This is a genomic window from Marinobacter sp. (genome assembly GCF_048259445.1).
Taxonomy (GTDB): domain Bacteria; phylum Pseudomonadota; class Gammaproteobacteria; order Pseudomonadales; family Oleiphilaceae; genus Marinobacter.
On the sequence record NZ_JBLXHQ010000021.1, the window covers coordinates 16376 to 30296 of the forward strand.

Annotated in this window: 11 protein-coding genes; 2 read left to right on the forward strand and 9 right to left on the reverse strand. The window is 54.2% G+C overall.

The genetic code is table 11. The features are described from left to right. Positions 1 to 8: 8 nt before the first annotated feature. Genes ACN0RL_RS14555 through ACN0RL_RS14585 form a run of 7 tightly spaced genes read right to left on the reverse strand, consistent with a single transcriptional unit; the run spans position 9 to position 8780 of the window. Positions 9 to 1835 (reverse strand): carbamoyltransferase, encoded by a 1827-nt coding sequence (locus ACN0RL_RS14555; RefSeq protein WP_417518032.1) that lies wholly within the window; start codon positions 1833 to 1835, stop codon positions 9 to 11. After that, the gene (locus tag ACN0RL_RS14560; protein WP_417518034.1) at positions 1832 to 2827 is read right to left on the reverse strand and encodes a polysaccharide deacetylase family protein; all 996 of its coding nucleotides are present in this window, start codon (positions 2825 to 2827) and stop codon (positions 1832 to 1834) included. Before ACN0RL_RS14560 ends, ACN0RL_RS14555 begins: the two co-directional genes overlap by 4 nt. Positions 2828 to 2871: 44 nt before the next feature. Then, positions 2872 to 4227 carry a hypothetical protein gene (locus tag ACN0RL_RS14565; RefSeq protein WP_417518036.1) on the reverse strand — a complete coding sequence of 452 codons (1356 nt, stop codon included), beginning with the start codon at positions 4225 to 4227 and terminating at the stop codon, positions 2872 to 2874. 4 nt (positions 4228 to 4231) lie between these two features. Further along, the gene (locus ACN0RL_RS14570) at positions 4232 to 5107 is read right to left on the reverse strand and encodes a polysaccharide biosynthesis protein (RefSeq protein WP_417518038.1); all 876 of its coding nucleotides are present in this window, start codon (positions 5105 to 5107) and stop codon (positions 4232 to 4234) included. Further along, the gene (locus tag ACN0RL_RS14575; RefSeq protein ID WP_417518040.1) at positions 5107 to 6696 is read right to left on the reverse strand and encodes an XrtA system polysaccharide chain length determinant; all 1590 of its coding nucleotides are present in this window, start codon (positions 6694 to 6696) and stop codon (positions 5107 to 5109) included. Before ACN0RL_RS14575 ends, ACN0RL_RS14570 begins: the two co-directional genes overlap by 1 nt. Then, positions 6696 to 7334, reverse strand: coding sequence for an XrtA/PEP-CTERM system exopolysaccharide export protein (locus tag ACN0RL_RS14580; protein WP_417518042.1), 639 nt, complete (start codon positions 7332 to 7334; stop codon positions 6696 to 6698). Before ACN0RL_RS14580 ends, ACN0RL_RS14575 begins: the two co-directional genes overlap by 1 nt. Positions 7335 to 7373: 39 nt before the next feature. Further along, entirely contained in the window at positions 7374 to 8780 is a 1407-nt protein-coding gene (locus ACN0RL_RS14585; RefSeq protein WP_417518044.1) for a TIGR03013 family XrtA/PEP-CTERM system glycosyltransferase, read from the reverse strand. 326 nt (positions 8781 to 9106) lie between these two features. Here ACN0RL_RS14585 and ACN0RL_RS14590 point away from each other — a divergent pair, with 326 nt between their 5' ends. Then, positions 9107 to 10015 carry an XrtA system polysaccharide deacetylase gene (locus ACN0RL_RS14590; RefSeq protein WP_417518046.1) on the forward strand — a complete coding sequence of 303 codons (909 nt, stop codon included), beginning with the start codon at positions 9107 to 9109 and terminating at the stop codon, positions 10013 to 10015. 31 nt (positions 10016 to 10046) lie between these two features. After that, entirely contained in the window at positions 10047 to 11090 is a 1044-nt protein-coding gene (locus tag ACN0RL_RS14595) for an ExeA family protein (protein ID WP_417518048.1), read from the forward strand. An 18-nt stretch (positions 11091 to 11108) separates the two neighbouring features. On the opposite strand, the gene prpD is transcribed toward ACN0RL_RS14595, so the two are convergent. Beyond that, positions 11109 to 12593, reverse strand: a complete 1485-nt coding sequence (gene prpD / locus ACN0RL_RS14600) for a 2-methylcitrate dehydratase (protein ID WP_417518050.1) — start codon at positions 12591 to 12593, stop codon at positions 11109 to 11111. 112 nt (positions 12594 to 12705) lie between these two features. After that, entirely contained in the window at positions 12706 to 13887 is a 1182-nt protein-coding gene (gene prpF / locus ACN0RL_RS14605) for a 2-methylaconitate cis-trans isomerase PrpF (RefSeq protein WP_417518052.1), read from the reverse strand. Between the last annotated feature and the right edge of the window lie 34 nt (positions 13888 to 13921).

Consider the following 13921-nt stretch of genomic DNA (forward strand, 5'->3'; position numbering starts at 1 on the left):
TTACCAGATCAATGCCCCGGGTTCGGGTGTTTTACCAGGAATGGCCCTATCGCAAGGTAATCCAACGCGCCCTGAATGAAGGCTCTTACGCCATCTTCCGGCGAATTAACGATGGGCTCTTCATGCATGTTGAAACTGGTGTTGATCAGGCTGGGGATACCACTGAGCTTTTCATATTCTTTCAGAATGTCGTAGTAACCCGGGTTGGCTTCGCGCTGGATGAGCTGTGGCCTGGCGGTGCCATCTACGTGAACAGCAGCCGGGCAGTTTTCACGCATGAATTCGGTGCAGTCGAAGGTGACTGTCATGAATTCCGCAGCGTGCTCCGCCCCTTTGATGTTGTGGTAGCACTTCTCACGCGCTTCATAGAGGGTGACCGGTGCAAACGGCATGAACTCGGTACGGCCCAGGCGCTTGTTGAGCCACTGGTTCACTTCCGGCTCACGGGCATGATAAAGGATGGAACGGTTACCAAGGGCTCTTGGGCCATATTCCATGCGTCCGTCAAACCGGGCAACCACTTCGCCGCTGTGAATCAGCGCTGCAACTTCTGCTGCAAGATGTTCCGGCCGACGGTATTGAAGATTCTCGGCTTTCAAAGCTTTTTCGATTTCGGCTTCGGAATAGTCCGGCCCCATGTAGCTGTTAGTAATTGAGGGTTTAACCCCGCCCGGCCAGCTGTGATAAATCGCAGCGCCAGTGCCACAACCTCCGTCACCCATATTCGGGTACACGAAGATGTTGTTCACGCCTTCGATTTCAAAAATGCGCTGATTGAGTTTTACGTTCGCGGTTACGCCGCCAGACAGCACAATGGTGTCGATCCCGGTTTTCTCTACCCAGTAACGAATGTAGTTGGTTGCGACTTTTTCCAGCACATACTGGTAGGCAGCAGCTACATCGATTTTCGGGAACCTGGATGCCAGGTATCGGGAGAAGTAGACGTTGTTGGCTTCATATACCCGGAAGTCGCCCGGTGTCTGTTGGATCCGGGATAACAGAATATCCCCTAGAATGCTTGGGTCACCATAGGAAGCCAGGCCGACAATTTTGCCTTCGTGGCGACTGGGTTTGAACCCGAGGCTGGAGGTAACGTGTTCGTAAAGTGTGCCGAGGGAGTTGGGAAATGGCAGGCCGTGCAGGCGATGTATTTTGCCATCACGGGCTTCGCTTACCGAACCGGCGAGGCCGGAGCCGTAGCCATCCAGAGTCACACACAGGGCGCGCTCATAGCCGCTGCAGAAGAAGCTGTTTGCGGCGTGAGACAAATGGTGATCCATCCGTTTTACGGATCCTGTCCAGCCCATTTCGCCCAAGCCTTGAGTTAACTCTTTTTCCCATTGCTGAAAGGATTCGGTCGCGCCTTCGCCCCACTGTTTGGACGACTTCAAGGCGGCGTTGTTGGAGGCCAGCTTCTGAACACCTGCCATGTTGTAATAGGAGTTGTGGAGAAACCCCTTCTCCATAATGGCATTCGGATGCTCAAGGCCGTGAATGGGCTCGCTGCGATCGGGCACACGGCTTAGCGCCTCCTTGATCTGTGAACTCAGATCTGTCGGCTGGAAAGCTTTGATGAAGGCTTTTTCGTCTTCCAGGTTTTTTGTGAACAGCTTCTGCTCGTTCTCCCAGGTCAGGAATGGGTAGCACACCTGGTCAAAATCACTCATGGAGAGGCCGGTGTATGAAAGCGCTTTCTCCAGTGCCAGGCGTGGAAAGCCTGACTGTTGTTTGACTCTGGAAAACCGCTCTTCGCCGGCGGCAAAGAGAATGTTGCCATCTTCTACAATCGAGACGGTTGAGTCTTTGTCTAGCGGGGATATCCCGAGCACCTTCATGCCTTACTCTCCATATACTTGCGAATGCGGGTGGGCGACGACGCCTGCCCGCCTAATTCATTGAAAAAGAAATCGAAAAACTGTCGAAAGCTGTCCAGAAATGCCTTTAGCTGGGCTTCATTCTGAACATAAGTCGTGTGGCCCGGCACAACGCTGGGGCTATGGAAGCTCCAGGTAAACGTGCGCACGCCCTGTTTATAAAGCGCCCTGGTAAGTTTGATGTGTTCTGCCGGCGTAAAACCTTCCGGTGACAGCATGAGCCTGTCCACCGCACCGATCCGCGCCAGAATACCCGGCGCTTTGAATTTTCGCAGCCTGAGTGCTGCCTCATATAGAGGAACGGCTACCGGGCTCGCCCAACCGATGAACCCTCCCGTGCAGGGGATCTCTAAAATGGGTCTGTCCGAGCCACCGAACCAGAACGGGTGAGCGTTATACCGGCGGTAGTCTGGCCCGCCGTCTGCGCGGGAATCCAGAGGTGGGCAAACAGACAGATCAATATCAAATTCCAGTTCCTGAAGAATGCCCGTTGTGTTCGGCCCAAAACCGTATCGACCAGCTTTGTAAGCAACCGGGGCCTTGCCAAAGTTCTGCTGAATGGTTTCGCTCAGTATCCGGAGTTTTTCCCGTTCAAGGGCTTCGGGAAGATTACCGGGGTACATATTTGATACCGTAACCGCTTCTTCCTGGGGTGGATTCACCCAGGGGTGAAGGTGCGCTCCGATTTCGCACTGGCCCTTTTCTGCAAACTGCTTCAAAAGCCCGTAGCCCTGGGGCTGGCTGGCTACCGGGTAATCAATCACGTAGCAGGGGCAAATGCCGTACTCGTTGAAGATATTCTGGGCGCGATCAATGTGCGCCATGGCAGACACCCTATTTTCATTGGCGTCTGGCTCCGCACTCCAGTCGAACTCTTCTTCGGTATCGATCACCACGATCAGTTGCGGCGGTGTCTCCGGAGGAAGGCGTATTTCCTTTTTTTGCTCAAACATGATTCCTTTCCACCATGATTCCTGTCCCGACCTGAAATCAGCGATCAACGTTGTCCGCTCATTGCAAAGCCATGAGTCAGTACAAAGCGCAACTCGAATTGGTCCTCATCATTCCTGGCCAGCCGCGAGCGCAGGTACGACTGATTGAACTGAACCCCGAAGGTGGTGTTTTCTGCCAGCTGCCGCGTCCAGCTCGTGTTGAGGCGATGAATCTGGTCATCTATGGTGTCAGCCTCTTCTCCTGCATCGCCTTCCCAGCTGTATCCGAAGTTCAGTCGTTGCAGTGCCGTTAGCTGAAAGCCAAGATTAATACCCACACGGTACTCGTGGGTAGTAGCTCCGGATAGCTGCGATTCAAGGATAGAACCCTCCGCGTACACCCCAAGATTGCAGGCATCGCACAGCTGTTGGGTGTTGTGGGTAATCAACAGCGAATCGACGACGGAAAGATCCCGCAACTTCACGGTATCCGGCAGGAAAGAAAAATCCGGGGGCACATTCAGGGAAAGGTCGGTGGCACTGTCAGACAGGCTGCGATCGTATTTTATCGACGTACGCCAGTCGGTGGTGTACCAACCGCGTTCCAGGAACCCGGTTACCGCTTCATTCTCGCTGGTGGTGCCGCCGACATATTCACTATCGGCTCTGCTACCACCCCCACCCATGCTCAGGTAACCGTTTTCCATCTCCAGGCTGTATACCAGCTGTGCGGTGTCGATGGTGATATCGGTACCATCTTCATCTGTCCAGCTGCGGCTGACGTTAAGGCCACCGGTAGAGCGCTCACTCAGCCTTCGTGAAAATTCACTGGCAGCGGTGTAGGATTCCTCGTCGTTGAGGGTGTCCTCACCAAAGCTGCGCCCTGCCTGCGCAGAAAAGCGCAACGTTGAAAGCTCACCCGGATAAAACCGCAGGCCCGCACCCGCGCTCAGAGTGTTCTGCGTGTCATAGCTTGAGGGGTCGACGACAAATCCTGTGTCGTTGCGCACGGAGCTGACGGTGTGCCCGAGGTTGAAATCAACGCGGCTGCCTGGATCAAAGTACGCATAGCGCGAAGCACCGGTAATGGAGGTGTTGTCACTGAGGCCTCCTCCGGATGCATCCTGATCGGTCTCCAGAGTTCCGCCATATTGCAAAGCCAGCGAGTTGGCGCCTCTTTCCAGAGCGCCGCCTATTTGCCCGGAGATACCGAGCGTGGGCTCGGTATCGGTGTCCGTTGACGCTCCCAGGTCTGTCCGGGTGTGTTTTACGCCGGTAAACACCGAAGCCGAACCGGAGAGTGTTTTGACATTGTCACTGAAACTCTGCGCTGTTACCGCGAACGGCAAGGTTGCACAGACAACACCTGCACATAGAAGGGTGATGCTGAATCGGCTTGCGTTCCCTGCTCTGCGTTCCATGGGGCTACTCCTGAAAAATCAGGCCAGAGAATTTATCAGACCCGAGTGCATCTACCGAATCTGCAATGATTTCTCCCGTGACTTCTCCGAAAGGAACACCGAAGACAATCTGGTCTGCAAAGCGCTCAAGAATCCGTGCTTCCGTATTCTCCCGGAAAGGCGGCGCATTGAGCACAATACAACGGTCCGGATAGCGAGCCTTGAGCTCGGTAATCAGTTCGCGCATGCGTACGGCCGAAAACAACTCAACGGCGGAAGACGCCTGAGTGCCCGCAGGAATGACTGATAGGCGCTCTACACCACTGGGGTAAATAATGGACTTGATGGTCAGCGAGCGGTCGCCAACAAAATCAGTAACACCGGCTTCCATAGGTGTTGAAACCAGCCCTGGCAGGTCCTTGTTGTATGGATCGCAATCCACCAGCAACGCAGAGCTGTGGGAATCCAGCCCGAACGCAGCGGCCAGGTTGAAAGCCGTCAGAAGGCTGCCGGGGCCATTACCCAGGCTGCTGAACATTACCGTGAAGTTGCCCTCACCTGCACGATTACGCAACTGAATACGAAGTTCCCGGTAAGCATCCATTACGCCTTTATCAGGCATGCCGGAATAGATTATTTTCCGCTCCCGTAGCTGTTCGCGGCTCCACGGGTTGGGGTTGCCAATCAGCGCGAGAGACACCGACGAATCATAAACCGTGGGCGGGTGCTCACGGCGATCGGTCTCCAGGCGCGCAAAAGCCGGCTTGTCTCGTTCCGAACCGGCATAGGGCCGCTCTTTGCGGAAATTATCTTCTGCCTTGGCTTCGCCCCGATCACGTTCGAGTTGGCGACGTTCATCCTGGCTTTTCAGAAGCGCATTGTAGAGTTTGTTATCGTCCATCAATTGCTCCCGCCCAATTGCCCGGACACAAATCCGGTTAATTCGCTGGCTTTATTGATCAGTTGCTCCGGCGTAATACCCATGACACTGAAAACCAGCACAGCGAGATACGCTGTCATGAAAATCGCCAGTAGGACCAGAATTGAGAGAACGTCCTTGCGCAGCAAGCGGTCTTTCCAGGTACTGCGATAATGGGGAATGGTGGTCAACACCGGAATCGACTCCGGCAACGCCAGTTGCAGCGCACGAGGTGAGCGCAAGCGCTGATCAAACATGACCAGCATAACCAGCAAGCCCAACACCATAGCGCTGCCCAGGAAGGGGCCGGCAAGGCCGACCTGATAAAGCTGCAGGCCATCCCAGTGCGTTGGATAGGAAGCCGGTTCTTGGATTTTGTAGCTTACGCCCTCACCCTGCACGTCCAGAGTCATGGACAGTCTGGCTTTTTCACGGCGCTGGAGCATGTCTTCGTAGACGCCCCGTGTAACATCGTAATCCCGGGTGAGTTCGGAAAGCTGCGCCTGGTTTTCTGCAACGCGCTGGGAGCGTACAAAAGATTCTTCAAGAAGCCGTTCAAGTGATGCCAAACGGTTTTTTTGGACAGTCAGCCGCGTCGTGCTGTCGGACAGCTGGATTTTAAGATTTTCATAAACCGGGTTTTCCATGACCTCGGTCACGCCGCCATCACGATCGTCATCGGTTTGTGTTGAAACGCGTTTTTCGAGATCAGCAATCTGATCCTGAACGCTTACCACATCCGGGTGACGCTCGTGGTAGCGCAACAACAGCGAATCCAGCTCCTGGCGCATAGCTGCAAGCCGTCGCTCGGCGGAAGATTTTCCTGGATCGACGGTGATGCGACGTACTGGCTGCTCACTGTCGAGTTGACGGCGCGTGAGCTGGACTTCGGATTCGGTTTGCTGGATTTCCAGCTTGAGATTTTCAATGTCCCGGCGCAGGTTTTCAATTCGGGCGAGCACACTGCTTTCGGTGCCATCCTGGTTACCGGATTTGAATTCCTTCAGCCGCTCCTCAGCCTCTTCAAGCTGGCGCTGATAGGTTTTAACCTGGGAATCGATAAATTCGAAGGCACCCTGGCTCTCGGAACGTTTTTTGCGCACGGTGCGCTCAACAAAACGGTTCAGCACGGCGCTGAGAACCTGAAAGGACTCGTCCGGGCTACCGCTTGTGTAGCTAAGCTCAAGAAAATTCCGGTTCGAGACCCGAATGCCTACCTGTTTGCGCAGGTCGCTGATTTTTCCGTTACGGGTCGCATCCGTTTCACCGCCTCTGATCAGGCCGGTGTCCAGAGCAATCTGCTCCAGAAACGAACGGCTTTGCATCATTTCCCTGGCTTCGTTGATGCGATCAAGCTGGGTAACCTCAGCCTGGCCGCGGAGCAACGGCTGCAGGATATTGGACTGGTCTGCGTACAAAACAGCCTGAGAGGTGTAGCTCTTCGGTGTTACATAGCCCAGCGTCAACACCCCGGCTGTCACAGTCATAAAAATGATGACCGCTGCCAGCCTGTGCCTGTAAAGCTCTAGCTTTACGGCACGAAGGGTATCAATTATGAACTGTATATCCATCAGAGCTCGCCCCGGAACAGCTGCTTACGGGGCACGCTGATAACGTCACCCGGCTGCAGACTGTGGTTGGTGCGCATGTCGCCATCGGTGAGAATGGCTTCAAGGTCGAGACCAAAGCTCTTGTACTCACCCTCTATCTGGCGGTGCAGAATCGCCCGACTGTCAGCGGCAAAATCGGTAACACCACCGGCCATCAACACAACGTCCAGAACGGTCATGCCGGGCTGGAAGGCAACAGATTGCGGCGAAGCAACCTGGCCGGTCACCCGGATGCGGTTCCGGAACTCTTTACTGAGCGGGTCCGTAACCATCACGGTTACTTCCGGGGTGCGGATATACTCACCCAGGGTATTGCTGATTTCAGCGGCCAGGTCTTCCGGCATTTTGCCTTCAGCTTTTACGTCGCCCATCAATGGCAGGGAGATAAAGCCATCAGGGCGAACCACAATGGTCTGGCCCAACTCGGGATTGCGCCAAACGTGAATGGAGACGGTATCCCCTACTCCAATTTCGTATGGATCGGCCGCCAGCTCTGATGCCGGGGGCATTTCGGCAGACGACGGCAAACCAGAGCAAGCTGTGATAAACAGCCCGAGAACCGCAATCAGGCCCGCCCGCATTAACGTAGTAATAGTCATAAACGCTCTCCAAATCCTTGTTTTTACTTCGTCTGTTTATTATCGAACGCCTTTGCCCAGAAGAATCACTTCCACGGTCTGGATCATGATCAGAAAATCCATCAAAAGGCTGTGATTTTTGGAGTAGTACAGATCGTACTCCAGCTTGCCGCGGGCGTCTTCAACCGATGCGCCGTAGGGGTATTTAAGTTGCGCCCAGCCCATTAAGCCAGGTTTTACATAATGCCGGGTATCGTAGAACGGGATTTTTTCTTTCAGCTCGGAAACAAACTCCGGCCTTTCCGGGCGAGGTCCGACGATGCTCATTTCGCCTTTAATTACATTATAGATCTGCGGCAGTTCGTCCAGGCGCGTGTTGCGTATAAATGCTCCGACCCGGGTAACGCGATTGTCGTTGGCCGATGCCCAGCGCGCTTTACCATCTTTTTCAGCATCCTGGCGCATGCTGCGAAACTTATAGATGCGAAACTCTTTGCCCAGCATTCCAATTCGGGTCTGGCTGTACAGGATGGGGCGCCCGGTTTCCAGAAACACCGCAATGGCCGTGAGAATAATAAACGGCAGCATCACGGCAAGCAGCGTAAGGCTGATCAACAGGTCCAGAGATCGCTTGGCAAAGTCGCGGGTTTTTGAGGCTTTGAACCCCTCGGAAAACACGATCCAGGATGGATGCACCATATCCAGCTTGGCTTTTTTCAGTTCGCGCTCATAGAAGTCGATGCCATTGGTTATGGCTATGCCGCGCAGCTTGCACTCCATCAATTCTGGTACCGGTAGCCACCCGCCTTCATTACGACGGCGCTCCTGCTGGGCGATGACGATTTCAGAAACCCGATTCTGCTTGCAGAACTGATAAAAATCGTAGGGTGTGGGCAACAGCTTATCAGCGGCAACCGCGCCATTCGGGTTGTCAGCGATGCAACCAATGATTTCGACGCCCAGTGCACGCATGTTGCGCTCGTGTTCATCCAGAAGGGTAGCTGCGAAATCGCCCGCCCCAAAAATCACCACGCGGCGCACGAGCTGCTTCAGATCCACAACCCAGAGAAACAGAAGCCGCAGCAGAATCACGACCAGAGACGCGAGAATAACCGCCCAGAAGAGATTGGTACTACCCGGGTTTGCGGTTGGGAGCACCAGATAGAGCAGTTTCAGCCCTATGCCGCCCACAAAACAGTAGGCTACCAGGGTGCGGAAAAACAGGGCTGACACGCTTTCCTGAACCATGGCGAGATAGCCCCCCATAGCAAGCGTTCCACAGCTCAGGATTAATGCAAAAAGGCTCGCCGACAGGATGTTTGTTTCAACAGAGGGATAACCGACGCCCGCAACCGAAAGCAGAAACCCGAGAAAGGAAAAAATTGCGTATAGAACAACGAATTCCAGCGCAGCGAGCACCAGATAGGGAATATGAAGGTAGTGTTTTCGAAACCGTATATAAGACACGCAGAACTTCCTTGTCGTCTGACCAACACTTTACAACACCGTGTGACAGACCAACATCTGAATCTCCGGCGGCGAACACTCAGCCGAGCAGTGAGCGACCCCTTGCCACCGGTTCCTTTTACCCTTTGATCCATTTTGCGCTGACCAAAGTGTAATCTCAACTCATTGTATCTTTTGGTAACACAGTTTTACATTGTTTTTCCTGGCTCCGGGGAATTACTCGCTTCGAGAATTGTATTTGCACGGTCAGTAGGTGAAAATTGAACCATCGGTGTCAACAGCTGGTCAGTACTCTTAGCTATCAGCACCATTGGACAGGAGAGCCCATGCCCGGAACGGATCCATCCTCACCCTTGCACGCCATGAGCATAGACGTAGAAGACTACTTCCACGTTGCTGCGCTGTCTGGCGTAATTCGTCCAGACCAGTGGGACTCTCTGCCCTCCCGGGTGGAACAGAATACGGAGCGCCTGCTTTCCCTGTTTGACAAGCACCAAGTGAAGGCAACGTTTTTTGTGTTAGGTTGGGTTGCCGAAAGATTTCCTGCGCTCATCCGCAAACTTTCTGAGCATGGCCACGAGATTGCCTCCCACGGGTACAGTCATCAGCTGATTTATAATCAGACGCAGGACGTATTTCGTGAAGAAACGGTTCGCTCCAAAGCTCTGCTGGAAGACATTACAGGCAAAGCGGTCGAGGGTTATCGTGCCGCAAGTTACTCCATTACCCGTGAATCACTCTGGGCACTGGATATTCTGAGCGAGACGGGTTTTACCTGGGATTCGAGTATTTTCCCCGTCCGGCACGACCGTTACGGCATACCGGGCTCGCCAACCGCACCCTATTCCATCGAAACGGCAAACGGCTCGGTTATCCGGGAGTTTCCGCTGACGACCGCCCATGTACTGGGGCTTTCGATACCAGCGGCCGGTGGGGGCTATTTCCGCCAGTTCCCCTACCCGGTGTTTCGCTATCTTTTCAATAACGCGTCTGGCTTCGGCGAGCGGCCGCAGATGTTTTATCTGCACCCCTGGGAGGTAGACCCGGATCAGCCACGTTACAATAATGCAAGTTGGTTCTCTCGTTTCCGGCATTATACTAATCTTGATAAGTGTCACGATCGCCTCGAGCGATTGCTTGGGGATTTCCGGTTCGGAACCGTGAGCGAAAGTTACAATGCCTACGAACCAGACAAAACCCTGCTGCGCAGCGATCAGATGATCCGCCTCGCCTGATTCAGGGCAAAGAGCTGAACAGGAACTGAATATGTATCTGGAATTTTTCGGTCTCCACAGACACCCCTTCCGCATCACGCCGGAAGACGATTTCATTTACATGAGCCAGCAGCATTCCCGGGCTTATGTTTACATGTCGTCAGCGATCTGGAGTTCTGAAGGCTTTGTGGTTATCAGCGGTGAGATCGGCTCGGGCAAGACAACCCTGCTAAAAAAGACGATCCGTAATCTTGAGGGCAACCTGAAGCTGCTGAATATTGCCTATACCAATCTGGAATCGAAGGATCTGTTTGGCCTGATTCTTCGCAAAGCCGGTATGAAAGTAGAGGACGACAGCAAGGTTGCCATGCTGTTCCAGATTACCGATTACCTGGAAAAAATGGCTACCGCCGGCACACCGGTGGTGTTAACCATTGATGAAGCGCAGAACCTTACGCGGGAGAACCTTGAAGACATCCGCATGCTGGCTGGAATGGAAAGCATGGGCGGGCCTTCCATGCGGGTTATTCTGCTTGGCCAGCCGGAGCTGAAGCAAGCGGTTCTTGATATTCCACAGCTTGCCCAACGGGTAAAACTCTTTTTCCATCTGGAAGGTCTGACGCTGGCAGAAACCGCTGAGTACATTGACTACCGGCTTCTGGTTTCCGGCCACGGCGGTAACAAGCTTTTTGATGGTGACACCGTTCGCGAAATCCACAAGCTTAGCAAAGGCATTCCGCGGCTGATCAACAAGCTGTGCGATGGCATGATGATGTGCGCCTATTCCGAAGACCGGCCGTTCATTGATCCCCACGATCTCAAATCCATTCGCAAGGATTTGCTGGGCGACGAACTGCCAGCGAATACGCCCCAAACAGCCGAAGTCCGTAAGCGGGAACACCCGGCAGCTCAGGCGCAAAGCGAGCACAGCACCAGTGATTTATCTGGCGTAACCAATGCTCTTACGCGCATGGCTGAAGCTCTGGAGCGGATTGACAGCAGACTGGCCAACGCCTTCCCCGACGAACAGACGTCCCTGAGGCAAAGCTTTGGCGCGCCTGATAACGTGAAGCCGTTATCGCCCGGGCGGAAGTAGTGTCGGTGAGAGCGCTCGTCAGATAACGAACAGCTCCACAAATTCGTGTACCGATGTTTTTTCGAGATTTTTTTGTTCGTTGCACAGATCAAAAATCTGCCCGCTTTGTTGTCCCGGGAAACGGGTACCCAGGTTGGCTTTGAATTTTTCCTCCAACAGCGGAATGCCCTCTTTTCTGCGCCGGCGGTGGCCGATGGGATATTCCACTGCAACCTTCTCGGTGCTGGAGCCGTCATTAAAGAACACCTGGATGGCATTTGCGATAGAGCGTTTATCTGCTTCCAGGTATTCCTTGGTGTAACGTTCGTCTTCAATGATTTCCATCTTGTCCCGCAGCGTGTCGATTAGCGGGTTAGCTTCGTGGAAGCTGTCCTCATATTGCTCTGCTGTGAGACTGCCAAAGATCAGCGGTACAGCCGCCATGTACTGCAGGCAGTGGTCGCGGTCTGCTGCATTTGCCAGTTTGCCTTGCTTCGAAATAATGCGAATAGCCGATTCGTGGGTGGTTATAACGATTCGATCGATCTCTTCCAGCCGGTCTTTTACCTGTGGATGAAGCGTTACCGCCGCCTCGGCAGCTGTTTGGGCGTGAAATTCTGCCGGGAAGGAAATCTTGAACAGGATATTTTCCATTACGTAAGAACCGAAATCCTGAGGCAATGCAAACTCGCGCTTGTCTTCCGGCTTCAGAGCCTGGTCTTTATTGGTTTTACTGAAAAGCACATCGTAGAAGCCCCACTGGGGCGCTGTCAGGGCGCTGGGAATGCCCATTTCACCGCGCATGGCAATATCCGCGAGGCGAACTGCCCGTGATGTGGCATCACCAGCTGCCCAGGATTTACGTGAACCGGCATTGGGTGCGTGGCGGTAGGTTCGCAGCGCCTGCCCATCAACCCAGGCGTGGGAAAGCGCCGACAGCAGTTGCTCTCGATTGGCACCCATGAGTTTGGCGGTGACTGCTGTGGACGCAACTTTCACCAGTACGACATGATCCAGCCCTACCCGGTTGAAGGAATTTTCCAGAGCGAGCACTCCCTGAATTTCGTGAGCCATGATCATGGCTTCCAGAACGTCGCGCATGGTGAGCGGTTCCTTGCCCTCTGCCACACGTTTTTGCGACAGGTGATCGGCTACAGCAAGAATGCCACCCAGATTGTCCGAAGGATGCCCCCACTCGGCTGCCAGCCAAGTGTCGTTATAATCCAACCAGCGCACGATGCAGCCGATATCCCAAGCGGCTTTCACAGGGTCAAGCCGGAATGACGTACCGGGAACTCTGGCGCCATGAGGAACCACCGTGCCTTCCACCAACGGCCCGAGGTGCTTCGTGCATTCCGGGAAGCGCAGGGCGAGCAGGCCGCAGCCGAGCGTATCCATCAGGCAAAGGCGCGCCGTGTTCCAGGCTTCTTTGTTTTTTACTTTATAGGTGAGGACGTAATCGGCGATTTTCTGGAGGGCTTCGTCGTAATCAGGGCGTTCGTTGAGATCGAATGTGGCTGACATAGCACCGGCTCCTTCGATTTGGGTGTCTGCTTACTACAGCCTAGCAAACTTAACGCCCGAAGATCGAAAGGAGCCAATAGCCTGTTTCTTTTTTACTTACTGCTAGAAGCTATCACCCGGTAATCTCATCCGGTACTCTCACCCACCCTTCCATCAGAATGCGGGCACTGCGGCTCATGATGGCTTTAGTGGCAGTCCACTGGCCGTTCACTTCTTTTGCTTCTGCACCTACCTGCAGCGTACCTGAGGGATGGCCAAATGTGACCGAGGTACGATCACCGCCGCCGGCTGCCAGGTTCACCAACGTTCCGGGAATGGCTGCTGCGGTTGCGATTGAGACTGCAGCTGTACCCATCATGGCGTGGTGAAGTTTGCCCATAGACAGCGCACGTACCAGCACATCAATATCACCTGCAGCGATCTTCTTGCCGCTTGATGACATGTAGTCGGCCGGTGGCGCTACGATGGCTACTTTCGGAGTGTGCTGCCGGGATTCAGCTTCTTCAATGTTCTGGATCAACCCCATTTTCACAGCACCGTAGGCTCGGATTGTTTCAAACTTCGCCAGGGCTTTGGGATCGCTGTTGATGTCGTCTTGCAGCTCCGTGCCCTTGTAGCCGACTTCGTCCGCATTGATGAACACGGTCGGAATGCCGGCATTGATCATGGTGGCTTTCAGGGTGCCAACGCCTGGCACTTCGAGTTCGTCCACCAGATTGCCAGTGGGGAACATGGCGCCCTCGCCGTCTGCCGGGTCCATGAACTCTACCTGAACTTCAGCGGCCGGGAAGGTTACGCCATCCAGTTCGAAATCGCCGGTTTCCTGCACTTCACCGTTGGTGATGGGTACGTTGGCGATGATCGTTTTGTGGATATTGGCCTGCCAGATTCGGACGACTGCCGTGCCGTTTTCCGGTATCCGATCTTTGGCCACGAAGCCGCTGTTGATCGCGAAGGCACCAACGGCTGCGGTGAGGTTACCGCAGTTGCCGCTCCAGTCCACGAAGGGCTTGTCGATGCTCACCTGGCCAAACAGGTAATCGACATCGTGATCCGGCTGGGTGCTTTTACTCAGGATGACTGTTTTGCTGGTGCTGGACGTAGCGCCGCCCATACCGTCGGTTTGCTTCTGGTAGGGATCCGGGCTGCCGATAACTCGCAGCAACATATTGTCCCGCGCGGGGCCCGGGGTTTGGGCCTTTTCAGGGAGGTCTTCAAGGCGGAAGAAAACGCCTTTGCTGGTGCCGCCACGCATGTAGGTAGCGGGGATTTTGATTTGGGGCTTGTTTGGCATGGAGGTACCTTGGCTGATTTGTTTTGGTTTCAGT

Coding starts and splice junctions, on each gene's coding strand:
- ACN0RL_RS14555 (WP_417518032.1), bottom strand. CDS start 1,835: ATGAAGGTGCTCGGGATATCCCCGCTAGACAAAGACTCAACCGTCTCG.
- ACN0RL_RS14560 (WP_417518034.1), bottom strand. CDS start 2,827: ATGTTTGAGCAAAAAAAGGAAATACGCCTTCCTCCGGAGACACCGCCG.
- ACN0RL_RS14565 (WP_417518036.1), bottom strand. CDS start 4,227: ATGGAACGCAGAGCAGGGAACGCAAGCCGATTCAGCATCACCCTTCTA.
- ACN0RL_RS14570 (WP_417518038.1), bottom strand. CDS start 5,107: ATGGACGATAACAAACTCTACAATGCGCTTCTGAAAAGCCAGGATGAA.
- ACN0RL_RS14575 (WP_417518040.1), bottom strand. CDS start 6,696: ATGGATATACAGTTCATAATTGATACCCTTCGTGCCGTAAAGCTAGAG.
- ACN0RL_RS14580 (WP_417518042.1), bottom strand. CDS start 7,334: ATGACTATTACTACGTTAATGCGGGCGGGCCTGATTGCGGTTCTCGGG.
- ACN0RL_RS14590 (WP_417518046.1), top strand. CDS start 9,107: ATGCCCGGAACGGATCCATCCTCACCCTTGCACGCCATGAGCATAGAC.
- ACN0RL_RS14595 (WP_417518048.1), top strand. CDS start 10,047: ATGTATCTGGAATTTTTCGGTCTCCACAGACACCCCTTCCGCATCACG.
- prpD (WP_417518050.1), bottom strand. CDS start 12,593: ATGTCAGCCACATTCGATCTCAACGAACGCCCTGATTACGACGAAGCC.
- prpF (WP_417518052.1), bottom strand. CDS start 13,887: ATGCCAAACAAGCCCCAAATCAAAATCCCCGCTACCTACATGCGTGGC.